This is a genomic window from Laedolimicola ammoniilytica, from assembly GCF_025567165.1.
GTDB classification, from domain to species: domain Bacteria; phylum Bacillota; class Clostridia; order Lachnospirales; family Lachnospiraceae; genus Laedolimicola; species Laedolimicola ammoniilytica.
The window spans coordinates 41,157-65,567 of sequence record NZ_JAOQKC010000014.1 but is presented as its reverse complement, the minus strand read 5'-3'; the positions used below and the strand labels follow the sequence as shown (position 1 = coordinate 65,567).

Sequence of the window (24,411 nt, the reverse complement as noted above, 5' to 3'; positions counted from 1 at the left end):
GCTGATTGCGCCTTGTTTCTGTATCTTAGCACTAAAATTCATTCAGGCTTTCTGTTTGCGCTGTTTTCGTCTGATTTTTTATCCTTTATATTCTGTCACCCTCGCAGCGTAAGTCAGCGGATCCCGATTTTCATAGTCAAAAATCAGATATTTGACTTGTCCGTCTTCTGCGGACACTGCCTCCACATGATTCTGCTTCCCGGTCTGCCTCAGAATCTCTGTGATTGATTCTTTATAAGCCGTCTGATCCGGCGCAAAGGAAGGCCGCGCCTTGGCCCGCTCCCGCAGATAGTAGTCGATGGTCAGAAGCTGCCGGAAGGACTGCTCCTCCTCCGGAAATGATTTCTGCGCGAAGGCCAGCAGCAACTCATACCGCTGCACCCGGGAATGCTTTCGCTGCTCCGCGTGCCGTTCCTCGTAAAACTCCGCCAACCGCTCAAAGAACGCGAAGGGCGACGGGAACTTCGGCATCAATTTTTCCAGAGTCCCGTCAAATTGGTGGCTGTTATAATAATTTTCCACCATGTCTTCCACCATTTTCAGACGCAGCACGTCAGAAAAGGCCAGCCAGGGCGTACATAAGACCTCATAGGGCGGCAGCGCCCGGCGGACGATGCCGTATTGTTCCGCCTCCCGGTGCATCCGGGAACCCTTCAGGACCTTCAGGAAGCCCAACTGAAGCTGGTCAGGCCGCATGGCGTAGACGTCGTTAAAGGACCGCCCGAAGCTCTCGTAATCCTCGAAGGGCAGGCCCGCGATCAGATCCAGATGCTGATGGATATTTTTCCCTGCGTGTACCTTCGCCACCACATCCCGCAGCCCGCCCAGGTCTGTCTTCCGGCAAATGGCTTCGAGAGTCCGTGGATTCGTGGACTGGACGCCGATTTCCAACTGAATCAGGCCCGGCCGCATCCGCGCGATAAGCGCAAGCTCGTCCTCATCCAGCAAATCCGCCGCGATCTCAAAGTGGAAATTCGTCACGCCGTTGTCATGCTCCAGCAGGTATCGCCAGATGGCCATGGCGTGGCTCTTGCGGCAGTTGAAGGTGCGATCCACGAATTTCACCTGGGGCACCTTCCGATCCAGGAAGAACTGCAGCTCCGGCAGCACCAGTTCGAGACTCCGGAAACGCACGCTCTTATCTATGGAAGAAAGGCAGTAGCTGCAGGAAAAGGGGCAGCCGCGGCTGGATTCGTAGTAGATGATACGGTTTTCAAAATCGGTCAGCTCCTGGTAGGGGAAGGGGAGGGTGGAGAGGTCCACCAGCGGAGCCGGGGGATTCGTCTGAATCTGCTCTACCTCCCACGCTCCCGCTTCGTAGTTTACATAACTCTTGTTTGAATGCTCTGTAAAACTCGGAACTGTTTCTTCGTTTTTCTTTTGACGAGTCAGATTTCTTCGAAACACCAGCCCCGGTATCTGCGACAGATGCTCCACGTCCGCCTTGTGATTTACATAACATTCTCCCAGTCTCCGAAAACTCTCTTCTCCCTCGCCGCAGAGAATCCCGTCCACCTCCGGGTGCTCCCGGAGATACTGCTCCGCGTCGTAGGATACCTCCGGCCCGCCAAGCCAGATGGGCACTCCCGGCATCACCTTTTTGCACTCGGCGGTCAGCTCCGTCACATATACCATATTCCAGATATAACAGGAAAAGAACAACACGTCCGGCTTTTTCCGGTAGATATCCCGCAGGATTTCCCCGGTCCGGTGATTAATCGTGAACTCGGCCAGCTCCACCTGATCCCGGATGGATCCGGCGGAAGCCCGGAGGCTGTAGACTGCCAGGTTGGAATGGATGTATTTGGCGTTGATCGCCGTCAGTAAAAGCTTCATGGCCGCTTATTCTCCCAGCTTCTCATAGGCAATGCGGGCGGAACCGTCCTCATTTACCAGATAAATGATGCCCCGGCGGCTGAAGCCGTTCTTGGCGATCACGTGCTGCATGACCTTGTTGTCATGGTGCGTGTCAATGCGCAGATGCTTCGTCTGTTGCTCACAAAAAGCCACGATCTGCTGTAAAAATCCATGAAGCGTGCCGTCGCTGGCCACCATATGAATCACGCCATAGGGCACATCGGACAGCCAGGATCCGTCGTCAATCTTCCGATAATTGGGTTCCTCTTCGATAGCGAAGTAGAAGGATCCGTGAATCTGTCCGTCCTCCTCCAGCGCATAGAGCTTCCGAGCCGCGATCGCGTTCTCCAGCGTCGCCCTGGGCGGGTGGTTCTTGCCCCACTGGTTCGGGTTGCCGGTCTCCTCCATGAATTTCCGCGCGTGGGCGTATACGGCCTCGATGGCCGTTAAATCCTGTATTTCCGCATGTCTGATCATTGTAAATTCATCTCCTATTCGATGCCGCACTTATGCAGCGTCAGCTCGTCCAACTCCGGAAACGGTACCACCGGCTTCGGCTCCACCGTGTGATCGCCGATCAGTTTCTCCATCCAGATCATATCGTACCAGCGGCCGAACTTGTACCCGCACTTGTGGAACTCTCCCACCAGCCGGTAGCCCAGATGCTCGTGAAAATGTGCGCTGTCCCGGGTCAGATACTCGTCCTCCACCTCCGGATAGCCGATGCAGGCGTTCAGGTTCAGGATATGCTGGGCCGCCGATACCTTTTCCAATGCTGTATACAATTTCCTACCGATACCGCCCCGCTTGCAGTCCTTCTTCACATAGATAGTCGTCTCCACGCCCCAGTCGTAGGCCGCCCGGTCCTTGAACACACCGGTGCAGGCGTAACCCACGATCCCGCTGTCCCGCTCCGCCACGATGCAGGGATATTTCTCAAGGGTATGGGCGATGCGCTCCCGAAACTCCTCCAGGCTCGGTACCAGATACTCAAAGGTAATGACGGTTTCCTCCACGTAAGGTCTGTAGATATCCAAAATACTTTCCGCGTCTGCCAGTGTCGCCCGGCGGATCCGAAGCTCTGTCTCTGCCATACTGTTCACTCTTTTCTCTCTGGATTTTTCCGTATTATCCAAAGTATATTCCATATAAAATGACTTTACAATTCCCAAAACCAAATTTCTTTGCAAAATTTCCGGAAAAACAAAAGGAAAAGCCGCACTTCTTGTGTCGGCTTTTCCCGGAATGTGTCTTTGTTCTTATTTCTGCTTCTTCTCTGCTTCGTAAGCCTCTCTGGCCGCGCAGGCCAGCTGGTCGGCGCAGGATGTGGACTTGAAGCCGCAGTGGATGCCTTTGCATTTCTCCTCGATCTGCTCCACGGTCATGCCGTCCACCAGGCGGGGGATGGCTTTCAGGTTGCCGTCGCAGCCGCCGGTGAAGACCACGTTGGTGACTACGCCGTCGTTGATGTCCAGGCGGATCTTGGAAGAACAGGTGCCTTTTGTTTTATAGATGTATTCCATTTTTCATAGCTCCTTTTATCGTCTTACTTGATACAGATTCTCATTATAGCATGTAAGTGAGAAAACGGCAATGTGTCTAAGACGGACGGTGCCCGCAAAATTTTTTCGAGGTGTTCGGACGTTTCTCGGACACCGTGGTGAAAAAAGTTTGCGGGCACCTGCCTTTCGTCTGGGGACGACATCGGCGTTTTACTGGATGTCGGTTACCTTGTAGTCTTTCGCTTCAACGGCGTTCTTCAGGACATCGTCGGCTACCTCTGCGGTCAGTGTAACTACCGCGGTTCCGGCCTCGTGGCTTACCTCGGCTGCTTCTACGCCTGCAACTGCCTCCAGGGCTTTCTTTACGGCAGCCTCGCAGTGTCCGCACATCATACCTTCGATTTTCATGGTCTTTGTCATAGTTGTTTCCTCCTTCTTATGATCGGCCTTTGCCTTGATTTTTTTATCTTTACTCGCGTCATGCATCTTGAACAGGTTCAGACGCAGGGCGTTTGTGACTACACAGAAGCTGGACAGGCTCATGGCCGCTGCGCCGAACATGGGGTTCAGTTTCCAGCCGAAAAGCGGAATCCACACGCCTGCTGCCAGCGGAATTCCGATGACATTGTAGAAAAATGCCCAGAACAGGTTCTCGTGGATGTTCCGTAAGGTGGCGCGGCTGAGCCTGATGGCCGCGGGCACGTCGCTTAATCGGCTCTTCATCAACACTACGTCCGCGGCGTCGATGGCGATATCCGTACCGGCTCCGATGGCGATGCCCATATCGGCGCGGGTTAGGGCCGGGGCATCGTTGATGCCGTCGCCGACCATGGCTACTTTGCCCTTCTTCTTCAGATTCCGGATGACGCTCTCCTTGCCCTCGGGCAGGACTCCGGCGATGACCTCATCCACACCGGCCTGACGGCCAATGGCTTTGGCGGTGCGCTCATTGTCTCCGGTCAGCATCACTACATGGATGCCCATGCCCTGCAGCTCACGGACTGCCTGGGGGCTGTCCTCTTTGATGACATCGGCTACCGCAATGATGCCGATGAGCTTGCCGTCTTTTGCGAAGAACAGCGGGGTCTTACCGTCCTCAGCCAATCTTTCTGACTGCTTGCGAACTGCGTCGGAGACCTCTGCGGTCTCGCTGATATATTTCAGGTTGCCGCCGGTCAGAACTGTGCCGTCCAGTTTTCCGGTCAGGCCGCCGCCCGGTACTGCCTGGAAATCTGCCACCTCCAGAGTATCGTCTGCGCCGCGCTCCCTGCCGGTCTCCAGGATGGCCCGGGCCAGCGGGTGCTCGCTCTTTTTCTCCAATGTATAGGCCAGCTTCAGAAGCTCTGCCTCCTGGACACCCTCCGTCGGGAGAATGTCCGTAATCTTAGGTTCGCCGCTGGTGATGGTTCCGGTCTTATCTAATGCTACGATCTGGGTCTTGCCGGTAGCTTCCAGAGAAGCGGCGGTCTTAAACATGATGCCGTTTTTCGCGCCCATACCATTTCCTACCATGATGGCTACGGGTGTCGCCAATCCCAGGGCGCAGGGGCAGCTGATAACCAGCACGGAGATTCCGCGTGCCAGCGCAAAGCCTATGCTCTCGCCTGCCAGCAGCCAGATGATGATGGTCATGGCCGCGATGCTGATAACTGCCGGTACGAAGACGCCGGATACCCGGTCCGCAATCTTCGCGATGGGCGCTTTTGTGGCTGCCGCGTCACTGACCATCTGGATGATCTGGGATAGGGTGGTGTCTTCGCCCACACGGGTGGCCTCGCAGCGGATGAAGCCAGACTGATTCAGGGTCGCCGCGGATACGGCGTCGCCCACATTTTTATCCACCGGAATGCTCTCGCCGGTCAGGGCGGATTCGTTCACTGCGCTGCTGCCCTCCAGGACAATACCGTCCACAGGTATATTTTCACCGGGTCTTACCACAAAGACATCGCCTTTTCGTACCTGGCCGATGGGTACTTCCACTTCCGCGCCGTCCCGCACCAGCACCGCCGTCTTCGGGGCCAGCTTCATCAGACCCTTCAGGGCGTCTGTGGTCTTGCCCTTGGAATGGGCCTCCAGCATCTTTCCCACGGTAATCAGGGTCAGAATCATGGCCGCGGACTCGAAATAGAACTCATGCATGTAGGCCATGACAGCGTCCATATCCATATGGACCTGGGCTACGGTCATGGCGAACAGCGCATAGGTGCTGTAGCCGAAGGACGCGCCGGAGCCCAATGCTACCAGAGTGTCCATATTGGGCGCGCCGTGAAGCAGGCCCTTGAAGCCGCTGATAAAGAACTTCTGATTAATCACCATGACGATGACGGTCAGAAGAAGCTGGGCCAGTCCCATGGCCACGTGATTGCCCTCCATAAAGCCGGGTACCGGCCAGCCCCACATCATATGGCCCATAGACAGGTACATCAGCGGCGCCAGGAAGATCAGCGACGCGAGCAGTCTTCTTCGAATCTTCGGGGTCTCGGTGTCCTTCAGGAAATCATCGTCAGCTGCGGCGGACACTTTCGCGCTGCTGTTCTCCGCACCTTTTTCCGAAGCGCCGTATCCGGCTGCCTCCACCGCCGCGATAATGACGGACGGCTCCGCAGTACCTTCTACTCCCATGGAGTTGGTCAAAAGGCTGACCGAGCAGGCTGTGACGCCCGGTACTTTATTCACCGCTTTTTCCACGCGGGCGCTGCAGGCTGCACAGCTCATACCCGTTACGTTGTATTGTTTCATAATCTATGCCTCCTCTTTTCTGCCGCCGTTTTCCTGCCTTTTCCGGAAAATGGGTGGACAGACTTTTTTCCATCTTGTCTGTTCCTTACCGCATCAGCTTCTGTAATACAGTTACCAGCTCGTCTATGGTCTCGTCCTTGCCTTCCCGGATATCCTCGGCTACGCAGGTGCGGATATGGTTGGCCAGCAGCACTTTATTGAAGCTGTTCAGGGCCGCGTTGACGGCGGATACCTGCACCAGGATGTCGGTACAGTAGCAGTCGGTCTCCACCATTTTGCGGATGCCCCGGACCTGGCCCTCGATACGGCTCAAGCGGTTCAGGAGATCCCTGTATTCTTTTTCGGTACGCTCTTTGGTTTTATGGCTGCAACAGCAGCATTCTTTCTTTTCTTCCATTCAATTACCTCTTACTCTTTCCCTGTTTCCCGTTCATTATATACCCCCTTGGGGTATTTTTCAAGACCCAATTTCACAGTTCTCCGGTATTAATTTTATCAATAAGTATTTTTCCGCACAAAAAAACAACCGTATGCTTTCATACGATTGCTTTGTCTGCTTCTTATTTTTAAATCCGCGCGTTCTGCTTTGAACCCTGAAACAGTACCGTTACCTCTGTAGCCGGCTCGGCCCAGGCGACCTCGCGGCACACAGGAGGTTCTGCTTAGAGCTGCTCCATTCCTGACCTGACTCGGTTCACAGATTCCTGTTGCGCAAGACCCAGGCGTCTATGCTGCTTGCAAAGGGCTGCATACTGCTCCATAAAGTCCGAGGCAGAACATCACCCCTGCTGTAGCGGATTGCAGGTACAGGGAACCGCTAATTCCCCGGCTGCGCGGAAGCTTTATGACATATTTGGGATCGCCGATCAGACGATCTTTCTCAGTATAGCTTTAATTCCCGGCTTTGTCAACGCTTTTGTTCCTGTTCACAGGAACAAAAAACCGCCGCGATGCACAGAATTTATACTAAAAGCATCATTTTGCGTTTTCATAACTCGGGCTTCTGGTATATACATGCCAAAACTCTTTGCGGGACAGTGACGTGTGAACCGCTATACCTTCTTCACCTGCTTCTTCTGTTTACGGAGTTTTTTAAAAAATTCGCTGAGCATGGCGCTGCATTCTTCCTCCAGTACGCCCCGCTCCACATTTACCTGATGGTTGAATTCGGACATTTCCAGGAGGTTCAGGATGGAACCGGCGCAGCCCGCCTTCGGATTCATGGCCCCGATAACCACCCGGCCCATCCGGGCCTGGACGATGGCCCCGGCGCACATCTGGCAGGGTTCCAGGGTGATGTACATGGTGCAGTCCTCCAGCCGCCAGTCGCCGGTCTTTTTGCTGGCCTTGCGGATGGCGTTCAGCTCCGCGTGGGACAAAGTATTTTTGTCTGTATTTCTTCGATTATAGCCTCTGGCAATGATTTTGTCATTCTGGACAATGACACAGCCGATGGGCACTTCCAGAAGTGCCTCAGCCTTTTTTGCCTGCCGCAGGGCCTCTTTCATGTATTTTTCGTCTGCTGTCATGCAGGTTTCTCTCCTTATGTTAAATCTGATTTTCTCTCATCCGCCTCTGTGAGTCTACTGGCTATTCCATTACCGCAGGGTCCGGCACCAGTAGCCGAAGCTGCCGTCTCTTGTCTCCTGGCCCTTCATCAGCCGGAACTCCTCGAAGCCAAACATGGACGCCAGCATCTGTTCCCGCTCATTGTAGACGCCGGGTACCCCCAGATAGTATCCGATGTAGTCCTCAGTCTCACGGCGCAGCAGCAGCAAATGCTTATACTGATAGAAGCCGTGGAGCAGAAAGCTGTTATTTCCAAGCTCCCACTTGTCTCTTGGGACGCGGTTTAAGTCCCGGCTGCCCAGGCGGATGCTGAATATTACGCCGCCGTTCCGATCCTGATAGCGCATGACCGGGAAATGTTTTACCAGATATTCCCATTGTTCTTTCTTGGGGTCTGCCGGAGGCTGCTTTTCCGGGCTTTTACAGCTTTCTGGATTTTCCGTTTTCTCGGACGATGTCTCTGCTATTTTTAATTTGGAAGCAGTGTCCGGATTTTCTGATTCCTTCCCCGGCTCCGGTGCGTCCGCCGGAAGATCCGCCGCATAGAGGGCCGTCGCGCGGCGATCGAGCTCGGTCTGGAGATCAACCGCCAGCGGAGTGGCAGGCGTATTGTCCCTGTTCTGAACTACGATTTTGATATCCGGCTTCGCCTGCTGCCAGGGGATCACCCGTTCCGCTTTATTTTCCAAAGCTCCTGTAATCTTTTCCTTCCTTACAGGCGGCGCAATCTTCTTTTTCTCTCCCGCCGCCACAAACCGCTCCACATCCACCGGATAATCATCCCACTCTGCGGCATAGATCCGGTTGCCGCCTTCTATGTAGATGCCACGGCTCTCCTCCAGGCTGAAACCGCCCATCAGGCTGTCCGTCTTCGTCACGCCGTCCCATTCCAGAGCCCCGTTGCGGCTTTCCAGCTCGCCCAGATACTGGCCCTCCAGTCCTTCCTTCCTCTGCTTGAAGGCATAGACCCGGTAGGGCTCCTGATGATGGGTATAGAACCCCCGCACATGCACCCAGATCCGACACTCTCCACCTCTGGCATTTACCTTCACAAAGCCTGTACTCTCGCCCTTTTCGCCCTGCTTATATCCGTAGATATAGGAGACAAACCGCTTATAGTCAGACATAGAATCCCTCCCTTTTTCCTTGTGAAAAATAGTCTTTTCTACCGTTTGCTAGAATATTCTATGCCTGTCCAGAGAAATTCATGCCTGAAAATCAGCGGTTCTATGCTTCTATCTTTATCATTTTTCTTCTATGCGTTCTTTCTCTTTTCCAGAATGCGGTTGGACAGCTCCGCGAACTGCTCCAATGTCAGCGCCTCGCCGCGCACGCTGGCGCTTAAGCCCATCTCGTCCAATACCTCTGTGGTCATTTCCTTCGGAATATGCAGCTCCGGCGCGTTGCCGAGGCCATTGACCAGGGTCTTTCTGCGCTGATTGAAGGAGGCGCGGATCATCTGGAACATCAGCTTCTCGTCCTCCGCCTGTACCGGAACCTCCGCATGGCGGGTCAGGCGGATAACCGCAGAGCCCACCCGGGGACGCGGCATGAAACAGTTGGGTGGCACATTGGCCACCAGCTCCGGCTTTGCGTAATACTGTACGGCCAGGGACAGTGCGCCGTAGTCTTTGGAGCCGGGTCCCGTCTTCATCCGGTCTGCCACTTCCTTCTGCACCATAATCGTAATGCTCTCCACCGGAACATGGTTTTCAAACAGCCCCATGATAATCGGCGTGGTAATATAATAAGGCAGATTGGCCACTACTTTTATCGGCTTTCCACCGTTCTTTTCTTCCGCAAGTTTACATAAGTCCACTTTCAGCACATCCTCGTGGATGACCGTCACGTTATCATAGGCGCTTAAGGTATCCTCCAGAATCGGAATCAGCGCGTCGTCGATCTCAATGGCCGCCACCTCCCGGGCAGAGGCCGCCAGATACTGGGTCAGGGTACCGATACCCGGGCCGATCTCCACGACGAAATCGTCCTCGGTGATTTCTGCGGAGCGGATAATTTTGCCCAGCACGTGCTCGTCTATCAGGAAGTTCTGACCGAACTTTTTCTGGAAGATAAATTTGTATTTATTCAATATTTCAATTGTATTTTTCGGGTTTCCCAGGGTGGGAACGGGTCTGTTCATATCGTTCTGCCTCCAAAGTACATTTTTTTCGCATTTTCATTCGTCACCCGGATCACCTCATCCGCATCCGCGCCCTTCAGCTCCCCGATGGCCGCTGCCACATAGGGCAGGTTCAGCGACGAATTCCGCCTGCCCCGGTTGGGCTCCGGCGCCAGGTACGGGCAGTCCGTCTCCAGCAGGATCCGATCCAGAGGCAGCATTTTTACCACCTCTTTGAGCTTCTTCGCGTTCTTAAAGGTGACCACGCCGCCGACGCCGATATAATATCCCATCTTCAGATACTCATCGGCCATCTCCGGCGAATAGGAAAAGCAGTGAATCACACCGCGCAGCCGCTCGTCCTGCGCAGCCCTAATCTCCTCCAGTGTATCCGCAGCCGCCTCCCGGCTGTGTACAATCATCGGAAGGCCTGTCCGTTTCGCCAGCTCCATCTGTGCCCGGAACCACTTCTTCTGCAGATCATGATTTTCCTTATCCCAGTAATAATCCAGGCCAATCTCGCCCACCGCCACAGTCTTTGGATTCCGGCACTGCTCCTCCATCCAGGCGAAATTCTCCTCATTCAGCTCGCCCACCTCATCCGGATGAACGCCCACCGCCGCATATATGAACGGATACCGCTCCGCCAACGCCAGGGTACTCTTCACCGTCTTCAGGCTCGCGCTCACATTTACAATATATTCTATTCCATCCCTCTGACACTGCTCCAGAATCGCTTCCCGGTCCGCGTCAAAGGCCTCATCGTCATAATGAGCATGACTCTCAAATATCATGTTATATCTCTTTTCTTTCTTTATTTTAATCCTTGTATCTCTTAATCATTGTCCTTCTGATTCCAGCTGGAAAACGGCGCAATCTTCTGAAAGGCCTCATGGGACTTCTCATCCCCCTCCAGCAGATTCAGGAAAATAATATCAAACAGCATCAGGATATATATTTCCCGTGTAATCGTATCGTGGTTTTCCAACAGATTCGTCTTCGGAATCAGGAAGGTCAGATCCGCGTAAGCCGAACACAAAGATCTCTCGTAATTGGAAATCACTACAATATAACTTTCGTTCTGCACGATTCGTCCCAGCGCGTCCGCCAGCATCTGGTGAGCGCCCGACAGGGTAATAACGATAAACAGATCGTCCTTCGTCGCCAGATTCGCGAACAGCTTCAGCGTATCATAGGTGGTAATCACCCTCACATCCAGCCCAAGAAGCATAAATTTATGTCCCGCCATCTCGGCAATATTTTTATTCAGATCCATTCCGGCGATAAAAATCCGTCTGGCCTTCAGCATTTTTTTCCGCAGCAAGTCCACATACTCTGGCTTCGTAAATTTAAAAAGCGTCTCCGTCAGGGTATTGTAATCATGCATCAGGGATGTATAGGAATTCTGATTGATAATTGTGTTCTCCCGCTCCAGCTCGCTTTGCAAAATGTAGCGAAATTCATTCAATCCCGAAAATCCCACTTTTTGTGCAAATCGTATAACACTGGCGTCAGACACTCCGATCTGGGTCGCCAGATCCTGAGCGCTGCAGGAGACAAATTCCTGCATGTTTTCCTTCATATATTGAACGATTTTCCAGTCTGTTTTTGTAAACTGGTTCGACATTCCCTCAATCCGCGTCATGACGGAAAAAAGCCCGTTTTTCCGCTCTTTCATCCTTTCTCTGCTCCTTCATTTTTCAAAAAAAACACATTTTCTTTTTAGCATATCATAAACGCCGCGTTTTTTCAAAGTATTCCTGTATTCCCCTTTTATATTTCCTTCTGGATCCATTTTTCAATTTTTTGTAGCAAACTACATTGTTCGTCAATTTATACAAAGTTTTGCTACCATATTGAATTTTGTTTTGTAGTGTGCTACAATTCAACTGCAACACGGAAATGGCCATTTCACACTTGTAATATTAAGTAAAGGAGTTACGAAAGTGGATAACAAACCTCAGATTTTACTGCTGACGCATGGTGGTTGGGGCATGTCACTGGTAAAGGGCGTCCGGATGATTCTCGGCGCTGTAGACTTCGTAAGCGAAGTTCCCCTGCTTCCCGAAATGACACTTCCCGAGTACCTGGGAAAAGTCAAAGCAGAAGTGGAAAAACTGCCGGAAGGCTCCATCATTCTCACCGATGTATTCGGCGGAACGACCACCAATGTGGGCGCTAAGCTGGGCCGCGATTTTCATATCAAAGTATATTCCGGTCTGAATGCCCCCATGCTTCTGGAAGCGTGCTCACAAATCACTTTTACCGGCACAGTAAACTGTGACGCAGTACTGCAGTCTGGAAAAGATGCCGTAAAAGATGTTATTGAAGAAGTAGAACAATCACTGAAAAAGGAGAGATAATTATGGCAGACATTGTATTATGCAGAATAGACAGCCGTCTGATTCACGGACAGGTTATGACAAAATGGGTTAATCAGTCCTCCGCCAACAAAATCGTTGTCGTAAGCGACGAACTGGCAGCTGATGAATTCATGCTTCAGATTTATCTGCTTTCCGCTCCTGCAGGAGTTAAGGTAGAGTGCTACGGTATTGAGGATACCATCAAGCATTGGAACGAAGATCAGTTCGGCGCCGGAAAGGTTCTGCTGCTGCTTCCGGATCTCAAATCCATGAAACAGGTCTATGACGGCGGCGTTACCGTTCCGCAGATTCAGGTCGGCGGCCTGGGCGGCGCACCGAACCGCAAGGTTGTGTTCCAGAATATCACACTGGACGATCCGGATGTGGAAACCCTGGAGTACCTGAAGGGCAAGGGAGCTGACATTATCTTCCAGACCATTCCGGAGGATACTCCGATGAAGCTTGACGATATCTTAAAGCGTTACAAATAACTTTTTAACGTTTCAATCACATACGAAGGAGTGTAATTATGAGTGTTTTAGGAATAGCAATTTTTATGGGCTGTTACTACTGGTTCTGCCGTCTGCGTCTGGGCTATACCCTGTCCTCCGCTTTGCTGCAGCCCGTTACCATCGCTGTATTTGTTGGATTAATCACCGGAGAAATGGCACAGTCCATGATGATCGGCGCCGGTCTTCAGCTTGTATACCTGGGCGTTACTTCTACCCCGGGCGGAAATGTACCGAGCGCCCCGGCTCTGGCTGGCTGTATCGCCATCCCGCTTGGCGTGGCTGCCGGAATGAATACTGAGACTGCAATTGCTCTGGCTATCCCGTTCGGCGTTCTTGGCGTATTCGTTGACCAGCTGAGAAGAACCACCAACGCTTTCTGGGTACATATGGCTGACAGCTACGCAGAGAAGGCTGATACAAAAGGAATTATGCGTGCAGCATTCCTGTATCCGTCCATCGCAGGCTTCATCATCCGTTTCCCGATCGTATTCATCATTGATTACTTCGGAGTATCCGTAGCTCAGAAGCTTATCGAGATTCTGCCGACTTGGCTGTCTCACTCTTTCGAAATCATGGGCGGTATCCTGCCGGCACTTGGTTTCGCTATCACACTGACTGTTATCGGAAAGAAGAATCTGATTCCGTTCTTCCTTATCGGTTTCTTCGCCGTTATGTATCTTAACCTTGGAACCATGGCAGTTGCTATCTTCGCAACCTGCGCAGCTCTGCTGATGGGTCTGTTCAAAATGAAAGAGGAGGAGGCTTAATTACCATGGAAGAGACAAAGATGACTCAGGAAACTCCCGCAGTTCCCGCTAAGAAACTGACGAAAAAAGATATTACCAAGTCCATGTGGATCTACTATGCCGGTGCAGAGCTCTCCAACTCCTACGAGCGTCTTCAGAGCCTTGTCTTCTGTGCATCCATGACCCCGGTTCTGAAGAAACTGTATGACACTGACGAAGAGCTGAGTGCTGCTCTGAAGAGACATCTGGTATTCTTCAACACAGAGGGTATCCTCGGTGCTATTATCCAGGGTATCGTAATCTCCATGGAGGAGCAGAAGGCCAACGGTGAGAATATCACAGATGACGCTATCACCGGTATTAAGACAGGTCTGATGGGACCTGTTGCAGGTATGGGTGACGCTATTATCTGGGCAGCGGTTATGCCGATTATCTTCTCCATCTTCCTTCCGTTCGCATCCAACGGTTCTGCGTTCGGTGGAATTATGCCGCTGATTCTGTACCCGCTGATCACGATTCTTATTTCTTACTACCTGATTCATCAGGGATACACACTTGGTAAGAAATCCATCGTATCTCTGCTTCACGGCGGACGTATGAAGAATATCATCTTTACCGCAAATGTTATCGGTCTGACCATGATGGGTGCACTGTCCGCAAGCTACGTTACTCTGTCCACACCGCTGAGCTTCAGCTTCTCCGGTGGAAGCACTGTCGTAGTTCAGGATGTCCTGGATATGGTAGCTCCGGGTCTGCTTCCTCTTGCAGCTGTATTCATTATCTATGCTTACCTGTGCAAGAAGGGACCGCATTACACTAAGATTCTTCTGTCCGTTGTTGTTATCTCCGTTATCACTTCCCTGTTGGGAATCTTTTAAACGGCGGCCGATATCTGTCGGTACAATAACTTACAGATACAATTCCTTTCCAATATAGTTTAAGGAGGTGCCGCAAGATCATAAGACTGATTGAGCGGCATTTTCCTTTCTAATCATGATTATTGATAGAAACCTATCATGAGGAGACAACATGACTGTTTATGAAGAAATCGGACTTCCGCGTGTCATCAATGCCAGCGGCCGTGTAACCGTGCTGGGTGTATCCACCATCAGCGACAAGGTGGCCAAGGCAGCCGTAGCGGGCGGACAGTCCTATGTAGTAGTAGAAGATTTACTTGACAAAGCCGGAGAGATTATTTCTCAGTATACGGGCGGAGAGGACAGCTGCCCGACCGTATGCGCGTCCGCGGCCATCGCCCTTTCTGTAGCAGGAATGATTTCCAAGGGAAAGAAGACGATCATGGATCGTCTGCCGGATTCCACCGGACTGGCCAATGAGATTATCCTTCAGAAAGGCCATGTCATCAACTTCAACGCGCCCATCGAAACCATGCTGCGTCTGGGCGGCGGCGTACCGGTAGAGGCAGGCTGCGCGACGGAAGTAGTCGTAGAAGATGTGGAAGAGTTAATCAATGAGAAAACGGTGGCGCTGCTCTATGTAAAGAGCCATCATTGTGTACAGAAGGGCATGCTGGATCTGCCGACCATGATCGACATCGCGCACCGCCACAACCTGCCGCTGATGGTAGACGCCGCGGCTGAGGAGGATTTCCGCAAGTACATCGCCATGGGCGCCGACCTGGTATGCTACAGCGGTGCCAAGGCTCTGGAGGCGACCACATCCGGCTTTGTGACCGGTAAGAAAGAGCTCATTTCCTATATTAAAAAGCAGTACCACGGCGTAGGTCGCGCTATGAAGGTGGGAAAAGAGGCCATCATGGGACTTCTGGCTGCCCTGGAGCAGTATGAGAACAAGGACAAGCAGGCTGAGGTGGAGAAAAATGTCAAGATCGTGGACTGGCTGGTGGACGAGATCAACCAGATCCCGAACCTGAAGGCACAGAAGATTCAGGACGAGGCTGGACGGGCGATTTTCCGTGCGCGTGTATTCGTTGACCCGGAGAAGGCCGGCATGACCGCCACAGAGCTGGAGGGCAAGCTGAAGGCCGGTACCCCGACCATCCGCTGCCGTACCGAGTTCATGAGCCTGGGAAGTCTTGATTTTGACCCGAGACCGCTGGTGGAGGGTGATAAGGAACTGATTGTTGCGAAACTGAAAGAGATTATGGAGGCATAAAAATGGGATTAAATTATTATAATGGCAGAGTATGCTTAAACGTGCTGGGCGGCAGCCTGGAGAACGCAAAGGAGATCTACGAGGCAGCTGAGAAGTATGTGGCTGTAGGCGTTCTGTCCGCAAATTATCCGGATGTACCGAGTGCCGTAGAGGACATGAAGAAATACATGGACGTACTGGAGGGCAATCTTTCCGTAGGTCTGGGCGGCGGAAATCCGGCACAGTGGAGAGCCGTAGCGGAGATCGCGAAAGAGGTTAAGGCGAACCACTTCAACCAGGCGTTCTGCGCAGTTGGCTGGACCAGAGCAAACCTGGGAACCGATGAGATTCATCTGAACTCCATGTGTGCTCCCTGCGGCAAGGTTGGCTATGTAAAGATTTCCACAGGCCCGCTGTCCAGAGAGTGCGCAGAGCCGGCTGTCGTTCCGGTAGACACCGCTATCGCCATGATCAAGGAGATGGGCGGCAACTCCATCAAGTACTTCCCCATGGGCGGACTGAAGTGCAAGGATGAGATGAAGGCTGTAGCTGAGGCTTGTGCAAGAAACCACTTCATCATGGAGCCGACCGGCGGTATCGACCTGGATAACTTCCGCGAGATCATGGAGACCATCCTGAACGCCGGCGTAGAGAAGGTGATTCCGCATGTATACTCCTCTATCATCGACAAGGCTACCGGCAACACCCGCATCGAGGATGTGAAGAAGCTGCTGGCTATCGTGAAAGAGCTGGTATAAGTTCGGATACCGATTTAAAAAAACTCGAGGATGCCGCATAACTTCTGTTATCTGCAGCATCCTCAGTTTTTTATCTTCATTGTTCTTTTCTCTTTTGTATGTTTCATGTGTCTCCGTTCTACGCCTCTCTACAGAGTCAGTTCCTCCAGGTTCATTCCGATAGAGGTAAGCTTTGCAGCCGTAGCTCTGATTTGATAATCCAGTTCTTCATTTACCGTATCGCCGTTTGCTTTTTTGATACGCTGCAAATTCGTGTACTGGTCAATCAGGAGTACCACTAATTCTTTGTCTTGCATTTCTTCCACTCTTTCCACCGCCTTTCTGCACCTTCAGTATAGCGGATTTATGTACTGTTTACAAGCTTCTTTTACCCTTCCACCACATACCGGACATCCGCAAATCCCACCGAATCGCCGGGACGCAGACGGGCTTTTTCGTTGACGCCCAGACGACCACCGTTCAGGAAGGTGCCATTGGTGGAATTGAGATCGGTCAGATAGTAGCAGTCTTCTTCCCGGGAGATTTTGGCGTGGATCCGGGAGATGCCCCGGACCTTCAGCCAGCCGTCTACGGCGTCTTTTTTCTTACCCACAAGGAAGCTTTCCTTCATGATACGAAGATCCGGGTAAGCCGCGCTCTCGCTTCGCAGGAACAGCCCGGGTTCCCGCACATGAGCCAGGCAGGCGGTGCCGCCGGAAGCCGTATCCACCCACTCCGGGAAATTCTCAGCCAGTCGGTTCTCCGGCAGACTTTCCCGATAGCGGACCGTCCCCGAACCGGAGCGCTCCACGGTCTCCCCGCAGAAACGTTCCGGTTTCCTCTCCTCCTGTTTTTCCACATCCGGACTTTCACTCTGTCCTTCCGTGTCCTTTCCTGCAACACCTTCGCCCCATTCCTCCAGAAGCTTTCGGATGGAAGGATTCTCCTCGCCCGCCATCCGGTAAAATTCATACCCCAGCGTCACCGCGCCGGAGTCCTGCCGGTCCAGATGATCCAGCAGATATTCCGCCAGTCCCAGGAGCGCTCCTCCCATATCCTGCTCCTCAAAGGGATAGAAGCACACCCGAATCTTCCAGGTATCCGGATCCAGATAGATAAAATCCGGCTGCAACAGGATCCGTTCCGAATCCAGCAGATACTCTTCGCAGGTCGCGGCCGCATTTTCCAGTCCCTCCAGAAGCTTCACCAGTTCTGTCAGGCTGATACGCTTCCGCTCCAGCACCAACCGCAGATTCTGCCGGGAAGTGATCTCGTAATAAAATGAAGCGTCCCGATCCACCCGGGTCATCCGACATTCCAGAAAACCCGGAATCCGGTTCTTCAAAAGCATCTGAACCTGATAATTTTCCTCATATTCCTTTTCCTCCAGAACCAGATAATTGTGATCCAGCTCCCGTCTGTAGCTAACCTCCATCTCTCTACACCTTTCCTGCCAGATAACTGGCCCATACCCGACCAGTTACTCCGCCAATTCTTTTATCTGCCTGCTTTTGCGAAGGGTACTCACCGGATTGTGCCGCGACGCGCTCTCCTGCTCCCGGGTCTTAAGCCCGCCAAGCAGCGGACTGTACCCGGTATAAGTCACTGTGATTTTTCCCCATGAAATCTTTGCTCCGCTCTCCGTCACACTCAGCAGATACAGCCGCCCTTCCACAAGCCCCGCTACCTCCGTCGTAAGCCAGTTCTCCAGATGGGCATCTGTCTCATATTTCCGTGCCGCCCCCTTGCCTGCCAGCTCAGCCGCACAGGAAGCCAGCACGCTTCGATCATGCCAGAACAATCCCAGGCACACCATGACAAAAACAATCAGAATCAAAAAGGGCATCAAAATTGAAGCCTCCACCGTAAAGCTTCCCCGTCTCCACCTGACACTCATAGCAAAATCCTCAAAAGCTGCGCTGCGCATAAAAACGGCACAAAAGGAAAGGTATCCTTCCAACGGGCTTTTCCCAGCAGCAGACCGCCGCTAAGGACCACTGCGCAGAGCACTGCACCCATCAGCAGAAGCTCAAAATTTCCGGCCATCCCAAGCAGCACGCCGGTAGCGCACAGAAGCCACCCGTCCCCCAGTCCGACAGCACCCTTCGTAAGAAAGGCCAAAACCATCATCCCGACGCCGATTCCCAGGCCTCCCGCCAGCTCCCGGATCGACAGTTCCTGATACCAGCAGGCCCCCACAAGTCCTGCTGCCAGCGAGACCAGAATACTCGGAAGGCACACCTCTCTCTTTTTCCAGTCCCACACGCCGTTCAAAAAAAGCAGAGCGGCCACATAATATTCCTTCCACATGGTTCAACCTCCACACACCGAACAGGGCGGCAGCAATGTCTCCGACAGCAGCACCGTATGAATCCCGCGAATCAGAGCGGAACAGTTCAGGCTCTGGTGATACCGGGTTCCGTCCTCCGTCAGGAACACCCGATCTGCCCCTTTCTCCCAGCATTTCTCACAGGGATAATACTTGCCGCCGGATTCATTGCGCAGATCTGATACTTTCGACAGATCGCTCTGCCGGATGGACAGCTTCAGATAGCGGCAGCTCAAATCCTTATGGTACACGCTTCCGTAATCGGTCACATAGACCACCTCTTCTTTTTCGGAGTCTCCGGACTCCTCCCTCCCGTCAAAACCAATCCAGCCCCGCACCACTCGTTTCTGCATGATCCGGATCGGATGAAACCAGGTAATCCCCGGTGGGAACACCGCCTGACAGGAGGCCTGAAGCGTAATCAGCCCCGTATCCTCTTCCCAGCTGCTTCCCAGGGTCGAGATTCCCCCGACGCCATCCTGCAAGATGGCAGTCGCCACCCTTCCATCCAGGTATTCCTTCAGCTCCTGCTTTCCATATAGTATAACCGCTGCGGAAGATTCGATACTTCCGGCTGTATCCGCGTACTCCGCAATCTCTGCCAGCTGCTTTCCACTGTCCGTCAGGCTCCTTCCCACCTCCGTCTTCAGCTGGGTCATCGCCAGCAGATACACAAAAGCCGTCACCGTCAGCAAAAAAACAGGAAATACCAGCGCCGCCTCCACGGTCATACTGCCCCGTTTCCCGGAGGCACACCGTGATACTCTCCCGCTTTCAGAGCAAGATAAAGATTCAAGAAAATGTATGAGATCAACAGTCGCGCCGTCATCCGCTGCCTGGAGAGCGTTGAATTTTTTCAGATTTAACCCTGTACGAAAGAGCATCACGGTACACCCCCTTTTCCTGCCTTTGCCTCATTTTCACCATTCGTAGCAGAACATCCGTTCTGCCGTGTATTCCTGCCCGCCGTTCACGACCGTCCGGATAAGGAAAGCGTCAATGCACTGATCCACATAGAACCACTGCCCATCCGCCTCCCAAACTACTCCTTCGATGGCGTCCAGACTCCGCAGGATCCGCTTCTCCCTACCGGTCAGGGTCAGCAAGATCCCCAGATAATCCCGGTATAACAAACCATCTGCGTCTTCCGCCTCGTCAAGCCCGGACAAATCCTCCAGCTCCAGCGCTCCGCTTAAAGAGAGCTTCCAGGTCGCAGCGTCCTTCTGAAAGGCTACCCGCTTTCCATTTAACAGCAGCCGCACATCCAGCACACTCTCCGCAAAAGCCCAGGCCAGCAGCAATACCTGCTTCACCGCCTCCACCAGGCCCGGAATCAGGGTCACCCCCACCAGGGCTGCCGCCAGTGCGGCGCACTCCGCTACTTTTCCGGAATCCGACAGCAGATACGCATAGTTCATACCCTCCCGGATGGCCAGCAGCCGCCCGCAGACCGCTTCCAGATTGGCGATATCCGTCTCCTCCCCGGCTATCAGGTATTCCAGCTGATAATCCAGCCACGGCCCGCTCTCGCTCTCTCCTGTCAGGTATGCGGACGCGTAGCTGAAATGCTCCAGCAGATAGGCCAGAAACCAGGCGTCATTCACTACGCCGGGCTTATTGCGTCCTCTCGGGCCTGCTCCCTCTGGAAGCGTCCGCTTAGACGGGCTTTCCGCCAAATCCGCACGTTTTCCGGAGACAGCCCCCGGATCCTGCAGTACCAGATTCAGGATACTGCCATGCTTCAGCTGTTCCACCTGATCCGCCGGGTTGGGCGTCCCCTTTTCCTCCTCTTCTTCCCTGCGCCTCCTTAAATCTTCCAGCTTCTGGCTCTCCCGGCTGTCCGCCTCCTGATAGGCTGCGCCGCCATCGGCGGCCTGCTGCCCGTATTCCCCATACTCCGCAAGCTTATCCAGAAGCGAAGCGCCCGTCTTCGCCTTCATAACTGATACCGCCTGCTCATAGTAAGCCATACCCCTCTGATCCGTCGCCCGTGCGTAATCCCAGGTCTCCAAAGCTTTTACCTTCCCCGGCTTCAGGTTCAGGTTCAGATATTTCTCCGCCTGCTGATTCAGATACGCCGTCTTCTCCGCTCCGCCTCCGTAGCCCAGATCCAGATAAAAAAGCTCGTACCGTTCCCACAGTGTCCGGTGATACTCCGAGAGCACCGAGTACTCACAGAGCTCCAGTGCCTCCTCCAGCTGGCTGCGGAACAGGGCATACCCCGCCGACTGAAACAGCGCCTGAAAGAAAAACAGCACTACCGAGAGCAGCAGACTTAGGAAAACCGTGATTTCTCCCCTTCTGCGCATCATCGCTCCAGCCTACACCAGACGGCTCTGGCTCGTAATCTTATCGAAAATCTCATTGACCAGAGAGGTCAGCTTGCTCTTAAAAATCAGAACCAGCGCAATCAATACCACCAAAATCAGAATCATCTCCACGGTTCCGATTCCCCGCTCGTCCTCCCAGAGATTGCTCCATAACCGCTTCCATCTGTACCATAACCGCATTTTCTTTTCCTCCTATCTCTGTCTACACCTGCATCGACATGCCCGCCGGAATCAGCACCAGAAGCATCACCACAGCCAGCATCAGCACCATGGGAAATAAAAGTCTTGTGGACGCTTTTTCCCCCTGCTCCCGGGCCAGCTCCTTCCGCTGCTCAAAAGCCTCGGTCACCTCTGCCTGCAGCATCTGTGTCAGCCCCTTATTTCCCTTTTTCAGATTCTGCTCCAGAAGGGCCGACAGCTTCAGGTAACAGGGCAGCCGACAGCGAAGCCCAAAGTTCTCATAGGCCCGTCCCTCCGAGACGCCGTTCTGCAGCTCCCGGCAGGCCAGCGTCATCTCTTCGTAGACATAGCGCCGTCCGCCTCCGGCTTCCCGCTTTCGCTCATAATCCCGCGCCATGGTCTCCCAGGCCGTCCGCACCGCGCTTCCCGCGCCCATCAGCAATACCAGCTTGCTGACCATCTGCGCGTAATCCCGCCGCAGCTCCCATTCCCGCTCCTGCACCTGTTTTTTCAGCTCCTGATCCTTTGCGGTATACACCAGTGCCAGACAGAGCAGGGTCAGAACCGGGATCAGTCCCGCCGTGGAACTTTCTTTCTCCTTCCAACTCACGCTGACGCCATCCACAGCCTTCGGCAGCTCCTTCCGCTCCGCAAGCCTCGTCTCGGCCTGCAGCCTCTGGAGGGCCGCCATGAGCGCCTCCTGCCACTGCTGCATCGGACTTAAGATCTCTGGCAGCACCCGGACATAAGCCTCATAGACGCTCTCCTGTCCTTCGCATTGCAGACGTCCCCGGAGTCCTACAATGGTTCCTTCCTCCGTCACCTTGTCCTTCCGAATACTCCCATCCAGATTCAGGACCTCGTAGGAATCCAGCTCCCACTCCACGGTGACAGACGTCCCCTCTATCTCCCGGATCAGGTTCAGATCCGTCCGTACTTCTTCCAGAGAACGGTTTTTTCCCAGAATATACCCTTCCATCTTCCCGGTCTCCTCGGCCAGCAGAGTTTTTACCTGCTCCGCCGTCATTCCCCGGGGTTCTATCTCCAATGTCAGTTCTTCTTTCGCCTTTCCGGATTCCTTATCCGGAATCACCCATAGTTCCTGCGTATAGCTCTTTTCCCGCCGGGGCAGGAAGTATCCGTCTTCCAACAGGGAGCTTCTGCTCTCGCTCACAGCCAACACGACTGTCAGAAGCACGCCGCTAAGCAGCACCAGTGCCAGAAGCTTCAGCTTCTCTATGTAAAATTCTTCCAGTTTTTCATCCACCTGTTTCTCAGTGTTCAGAATCCGGAAGTTCTCGGCTACCGCCTCCCGGCCCGGATAGCCCTTTCCCAGCAGCCTCCGGTTCATCTTCTCCAACAGCTTCACGCTACACCTCGATTTCCAGCATCCGCTTTCCCAGGTACCAGGCCGCCAGATACAACCCCAGGCACCCTGTCATCACGCACACCCCGACCACATTACCATAGACCGGCTCCATAAAGCCCGGACAGCCCATTCGCAGATACATGACAATCACGAACGGAATCAGATTCATAATCTTCTGCTCATAGCGCCGGGAGGCCAATGCGGCATCGATGGCTCGCTCCGTCTCCACAGTCTGGGCGATAGTCCGCGCCGTGTCTTCCAAAATCCCGATAAGATCCCCGCCGCTTCGCTTTCCCACTGCAAAGATCTCCGCAAAGGTCTCCGCCTCGGGAAGACCGCTGCGCTCCGCAAAATCCTGCACTGCCGCCTCCAGAGTCTGGTTGGAATCCATCCGCCGCTCCATGGCTGCCAGCTCCTGTACCATATCGGTCCGCTCTTCATAGAGCAGCCGCAGATCCTTCCCGGCCTCCCGCACCGCATTTTCCACGGAATAGCCCGCAGCCAACGCGGCGGCTATGGCCTGCACCGCATCCTTGAACTGACCCTTCAGCGCAGCTTTGCGCTTCGCCAGAAGGACGCCTTTCTTTTCCCGCAGATACCAGAACGCCACTACAGGCCACAGGGCCAGGGCAATCAGGGAATTATAAAAGCAGAAGGCCACCACTCCGGTGATCCCAACGGTCTCCAGCCCGTAACGCAGATATTCCCGTCTGCTGAAGCGATAAGTCCGATAATCCATACTGCCTATCCGCCTCCTATTCCCGCCGCCCGGAGCTTCCCGGTATGCAGAAGCTCCCCTTTCTTATAAAGGCTTCCTTTTATCCTCGCCGCCTTCTCCTGACCCGGCTCTTCCTCAAAAGTGAAGAGGGGCCGCAGGCGGATCTCCCCTGCTCCATGCCGTCCAGCTCCACGATCTCCAAAACCTTCCGGCTGCCGTCCCTGAGACGTCCCAGGTGCACGATCAGGTCTACCCCCGACGCTATCTGACGCCGTACTGCCGTAAGCGGCAGATCCATACCCATCAGCACCATGGTCTCCAGACGGGACAACATGTCCCCGGGACTGTTGGCGTGGCCTGTGCTCAAAGATCCGTCATGTCCTGTATTCATAGCCTGCAGCATATCGATGGCCTCTGCCCCGCGGATCTCACCGACGATGATCCGATCAGGACGCATTCGTAAAGAAGTTTTGATCAAATCCCGAATCGTAATTTCCCGCTCGCCCTCCAGGTTGGCATTTCTCGCCTCAAGTGTTACCAGATTCGTCACCCGGTCCAGCTGCAACTCCGCATTATCCTCAATGGTAATAATCCGTTCGTCCGACGGAATATATTCTGACAGGGCGTTCAGCACGGTGGTTTTTCCGGATCCGGTTCCGCCGCTCACAAAGATGTTGTAACCTGCCTTCACCACCTGCTGTAAAAATGCCGCGGCATCCGCGCTTATGGATCCCCATTCCAGCAGCTGCCGCATCCGCACCGGCTCCTTCGGGAACCGACGAATCGTCACTACAGGCCCGTTCAGCGCCACCGGATCCAGCACGATATTGACGCGTGATCCGTCCGCCAGACGCGCGTCCGCGATCGGGTTAGCCTTGGAGACGCTTCGGTTACAGAAACTGACGATCTGCTGCACCACGTCCTCCAGCTTCCCCTTGGAAGAAAAGCACCGCTCCCAGCGGGTCAGCCGCCCGCTCCGCTCGATAAAGATATCCCGGGGCCCGTTCACCATAATCTCGGTCACATCCGGATCTTCGATCAGCTCCTGAAGCATATCCAGACGGCGCATGGAATTGAAAAGTTCCTTTTGCAGCCGCAACTTTTCCTCCAGAAGCAGACAGTTCTCCCGGCTTGTCTTCAGGATCTCCCGGTCAATCAGCTCCTGCACTTCCTCATCCGACAGTTCTCTGGACAGATCGAGCTGCTCCTGTACCCGTTTTCGA

At 53.7% G+C, this 24,411-nt stretch carries 26 protein-coding genes, 1 other RNA gene and 1 pseudogene; 6 read left to right on the top strand and 22 right to left on the bottom strand.

What is annotated here, in order from left to right:
* Nucleotides 1-78 precede the first annotated feature (78 nt).
* From OCV63_RS11260 to OCV63_RS11205, 12 genes are all read right to left on the bottom strand, one after another.
* On the bottom strand, nt 79-1,836 hold the full coding sequence (locus tag OCV63_RS11260; RefSeq protein WP_158363911.1) for a B12-binding domain-containing radical SAM protein: 1,758 nt from the start codon (nt 1,834-1,836) through the stop codon (nt 79-81).
* 6 nt (nt 1,837-1,842) lie between these two features.
* Nucleotides 1,843-2,334, bottom strand: a complete 492-nt coding sequence (locus OCV63_RS11255; protein WP_158363909.1) for an N-acetyltransferase — start codon at nt 2,332-2,334, stop codon at nt 1,843-1,845.
* 14 nt (nt 2,335-2,348) lie between these two features.
* On the bottom strand, nt 2,349-2,951 hold the full coding sequence (locus OCV63_RS11250) for a GNAT family N-acetyltransferase (RefSeq protein ID WP_158363907.1): 603 nt from the start codon (nt 2,949-2,951) through the stop codon (nt 2,349-2,351).
* 165 nt (nt 2,952-3,116) lie between these two features.
* Nucleotides 3,117-3,380: a TIGR03905 family TSCPD domain-containing protein gene (locus tag OCV63_RS11245; RefSeq protein ID WP_158363905.1), complete on the bottom strand. Its 264-nt coding sequence runs from the start codon at nt 3,378-3,380 to the stop codon at nt 3,117-3,119.
* Between the two features lie 189 nt (nt 3,381-3,569).
* Nucleotides 3,570-6,098 (bottom strand): heavy metal translocating P-type ATPase, encoded by a 2,529-nt coding sequence (locus tag OCV63_RS11240; protein ID WP_158363903.1) that lies wholly within the window; start codon nt 6,096-6,098, stop codon nt 3,570-3,572.
* Nucleotides 6,099-6,183: 85 nt separating this feature from the next.
* Nucleotides 6,184-6,495, bottom strand: coding sequence for a metal-sensing transcriptional repressor (locus tag OCV63_RS11235; protein WP_158363901.1), 312 nt, complete (start codon nt 6,493-6,495; stop codon nt 6,184-6,186).
* Between the two features lie 175 nt (nt 6,496-6,670).
* Nucleotides 6,671-6,935, bottom strand: an RNA gene (gene ffs, locus OCV63_RS11230) — signal recognition particle sRNA large type.
* 215 nt (nt 6,936-7,150) lie between these two features.
* Entirely contained in the window at nt 7,151-7,627 is a 477-nt protein-coding gene (gene tadA, locus OCV63_RS11225) for a tRNA adenosine(34) deaminase TadA (protein ID WP_158363899.1), read from the bottom strand.
* Nucleotides 7,628-7,696: 69 nt separating this feature from the next.
* On the bottom strand, nt 7,697-8,794 hold the full coding sequence (locus OCV63_RS11220) for a DUF6128 domain-containing protein (protein WP_158363897.1): 1,098 nt from the start codon (nt 8,792-8,794) through the stop codon (nt 7,697-7,699).
* 128 nt (nt 8,795-8,922) lie between these two features.
* Complete coding sequence (rsmA, locus tag OCV63_RS11215) at nt 8,923-9,810, bottom strand: 16S rRNA (adenine(1518)-N(6)/adenine(1519)-N(6))-dimethyltransferase RsmA (RefSeq protein WP_158363896.1); 888 nt, start codon at nt 9,808-9,810, stop codon at nt 8,923-8,925.
* Nucleotides 9,807-10,583 (bottom strand): TatD family hydrolase, encoded by a 777-nt coding sequence (locus tag OCV63_RS11210; protein WP_158363894.1) that lies wholly within the window; start codon nt 10,581-10,583, stop codon nt 9,807-9,809. Before OCV63_RS11210 ends, rsmA begins: the two co-directional genes overlap by 4 nt.
* A gap of 41 nt (nt 10,584-10,624) precedes the next feature.
* Nucleotides 10,625-11,467, bottom strand: a complete 843-nt coding sequence (locus OCV63_RS11205) for a MurR/RpiR family transcriptional regulator (RefSeq protein WP_158363892.1) — start codon at nt 11,465-11,467, stop codon at nt 10,625-10,627.
* A 268-nt stretch (nt 11,468-11,735) separates the two neighbouring features.
* On the opposite strand from OCV63_RS11205, the gene OCV63_RS11200 reads away from it, so the two are divergent.
* From OCV63_RS11200 to dagF, 6 genes are all read left to right on the top strand, one after another.
* Nucleotides 11,736-12,152 (top strand): PTS sugar transporter subunit IIA, encoded by a 417-nt coding sequence (locus tag OCV63_RS11200; RefSeq protein WP_262670820.1) that lies wholly within the window; start codon nt 11,736-11,738, stop codon nt 12,150-12,152.
* Between the two features lie 2 nt (nt 12,153-12,154).
* Complete coding sequence (locus tag OCV63_RS11195; protein ID WP_158363890.1) at nt 12,155-12,643, top strand: PTS sugar transporter subunit IIB; 489 nt, start codon at nt 12,155-12,157, stop codon at nt 12,641-12,643.
* A gap of 38 nt (nt 12,644-12,681) precedes the next feature.
* A complete protein-coding gene (locus OCV63_RS11190; RefSeq protein ID WP_158363888.1) occupies nt 12,682-13,431 on the top strand; it encodes a PTS mannose/fructose/sorbose/N-acetylgalactosamine transporter subunit IIC in 750 nt (249 codons plus the stop codon).
* A 5-nt stretch (nt 13,432-13,436) separates the two neighbouring features.
* Nucleotides 13,437-14,288 (top strand): PTS system mannose/fructose/sorbose family transporter subunit IID, encoded by an 852-nt coding sequence (locus OCV63_RS11185; protein ID WP_158363886.1) that lies wholly within the window; start codon nt 13,437-13,439, stop codon nt 14,286-14,288.
* Between the two features lie 151 nt (nt 14,289-14,439).
* Nucleotides 14,440-15,546 (top strand): DgaE family pyridoxal phosphate-dependent ammonia lyase, encoded by a 1,107-nt coding sequence (locus OCV63_RS11180; protein WP_158363884.1) that lies wholly within the window; start codon nt 14,440-14,442, stop codon nt 15,544-15,546.
* A gap of 2 nt (nt 15,547-15,548) precedes the next feature.
* Nucleotides 15,549-16,283 carry a 2-dehydro-3-deoxy-phosphogluconate aldolase gene (gene dagF / locus OCV63_RS11175; protein WP_262670819.1) on the top strand — a complete coding sequence of 245 codons (735 nt, stop codon included), beginning with the start codon at nt 15,549-15,551 and terminating at the stop codon, nt 16,281-16,283.
* A gap of 128 nt (nt 16,284-16,411) precedes the next feature.
* Here dagF and OCV63_RS11170 read toward each other — a convergent pair whose 3' ends face one another.
* The 10 genes and pseudogenes from OCV63_RS11170 to OCV63_RS11125 all read right to left on the bottom strand — a co-directional run bounded on the left by OCV63_RS11170 (nt 16,412) and on the right by OCV63_RS11125 (nt 24,383).
* A complete protein-coding gene (locus OCV63_RS11170; protein WP_262670822.1) occupies nt 16,412-16,588 on the bottom strand; it encodes a hypothetical protein in 177 nt (58 codons plus the stop codon).
* 62 nt (nt 16,589-16,650) lie between these two features.
* A complete protein-coding gene (locus tag OCV63_RS11165; RefSeq protein ID WP_158363881.1) occupies nt 16,651-17,697 on the bottom strand; it encodes a DUF6382 domain-containing protein in 1,047 nt (348 codons plus the stop codon).
* Between the two features lie 45 nt (nt 17,698-17,742).
* Nucleotides 17,743-18,159 carry a TadE family protein gene (locus OCV63_RS11160; RefSeq protein ID WP_262670818.1) on the bottom strand — a complete coding sequence of 139 codons (417 nt, stop codon included), beginning with the start codon at nt 18,157-18,159 and terminating at the stop codon, nt 17,743-17,745.
* Nucleotides 18,156-18,572 carry a prepilin peptidase gene (locus tag OCV63_RS11155; RefSeq protein ID WP_158363877.1) on the bottom strand — a complete coding sequence of 139 codons (417 nt, stop codon included), beginning with the start codon at nt 18,570-18,572 and terminating at the stop codon, nt 18,156-18,158. The genes OCV63_RS11160 and OCV63_RS11155 overlap by 4 nt, the downstream gene beginning before the upstream one ends.
* A gap of 3 nt (nt 18,573-18,575) precedes the next feature.
* The gene (locus tag OCV63_RS11150; protein ID WP_262670817.1) at nt 18,576-19,322 is read right to left on the bottom strand and encodes a hypothetical protein; all 747 of its coding nucleotides are present in this window, start codon (nt 19,320-19,322) and stop codon (nt 18,576-18,578) included.
* A gap of 189 nt (nt 19,323-19,511) precedes the next feature.
* The gene (locus OCV63_RS11145; RefSeq protein WP_158363873.1) at nt 19,512-20,903 is read right to left on the bottom strand and encodes a DUF5702 domain-containing protein; all 1,392 of its coding nucleotides are present in this window, start codon (nt 20,901-20,903) and stop codon (nt 19,512-19,514) included.
* A 9-nt stretch (nt 20,904-20,912) separates the two neighbouring features.
* Nucleotides 20,913-21,101, bottom strand: a complete 189-nt coding sequence (locus OCV63_RS11140; RefSeq protein ID WP_158363871.1) for a Flp1 family type IVb pilin — start codon at nt 21,099-21,101, stop codon at nt 20,913-20,915.
* Nucleotides 21,102-21,123: 22 nt separating this feature from the next.
* A complete protein-coding gene (locus OCV63_RS11135; protein ID WP_158363870.1) occupies nt 21,124-22,470 on the bottom strand; it encodes a type II secretion system F family protein in 1,347 nt (448 codons plus the stop codon).
* Between the two features lies 1 nt (nt 22,471).
* Nucleotides 22,472-23,209 carry a type II secretion system F family protein gene (locus OCV63_RS11130; RefSeq protein WP_158363869.1) on the bottom strand — a complete coding sequence of 246 codons (738 nt, stop codon included), beginning with the start codon at nt 23,207-23,209 and terminating at the stop codon, nt 22,472-22,474.
* A 5-nt stretch (nt 23,210-23,214) separates the two neighbouring features.
* Nucleotides 23,215-24,383 (bottom strand): annotated as a pseudogene (locus OCV63_RS11125) (CpaF family protein).
* Nucleotides 24,384-24,411 lie beyond the last annotated feature (28 nt).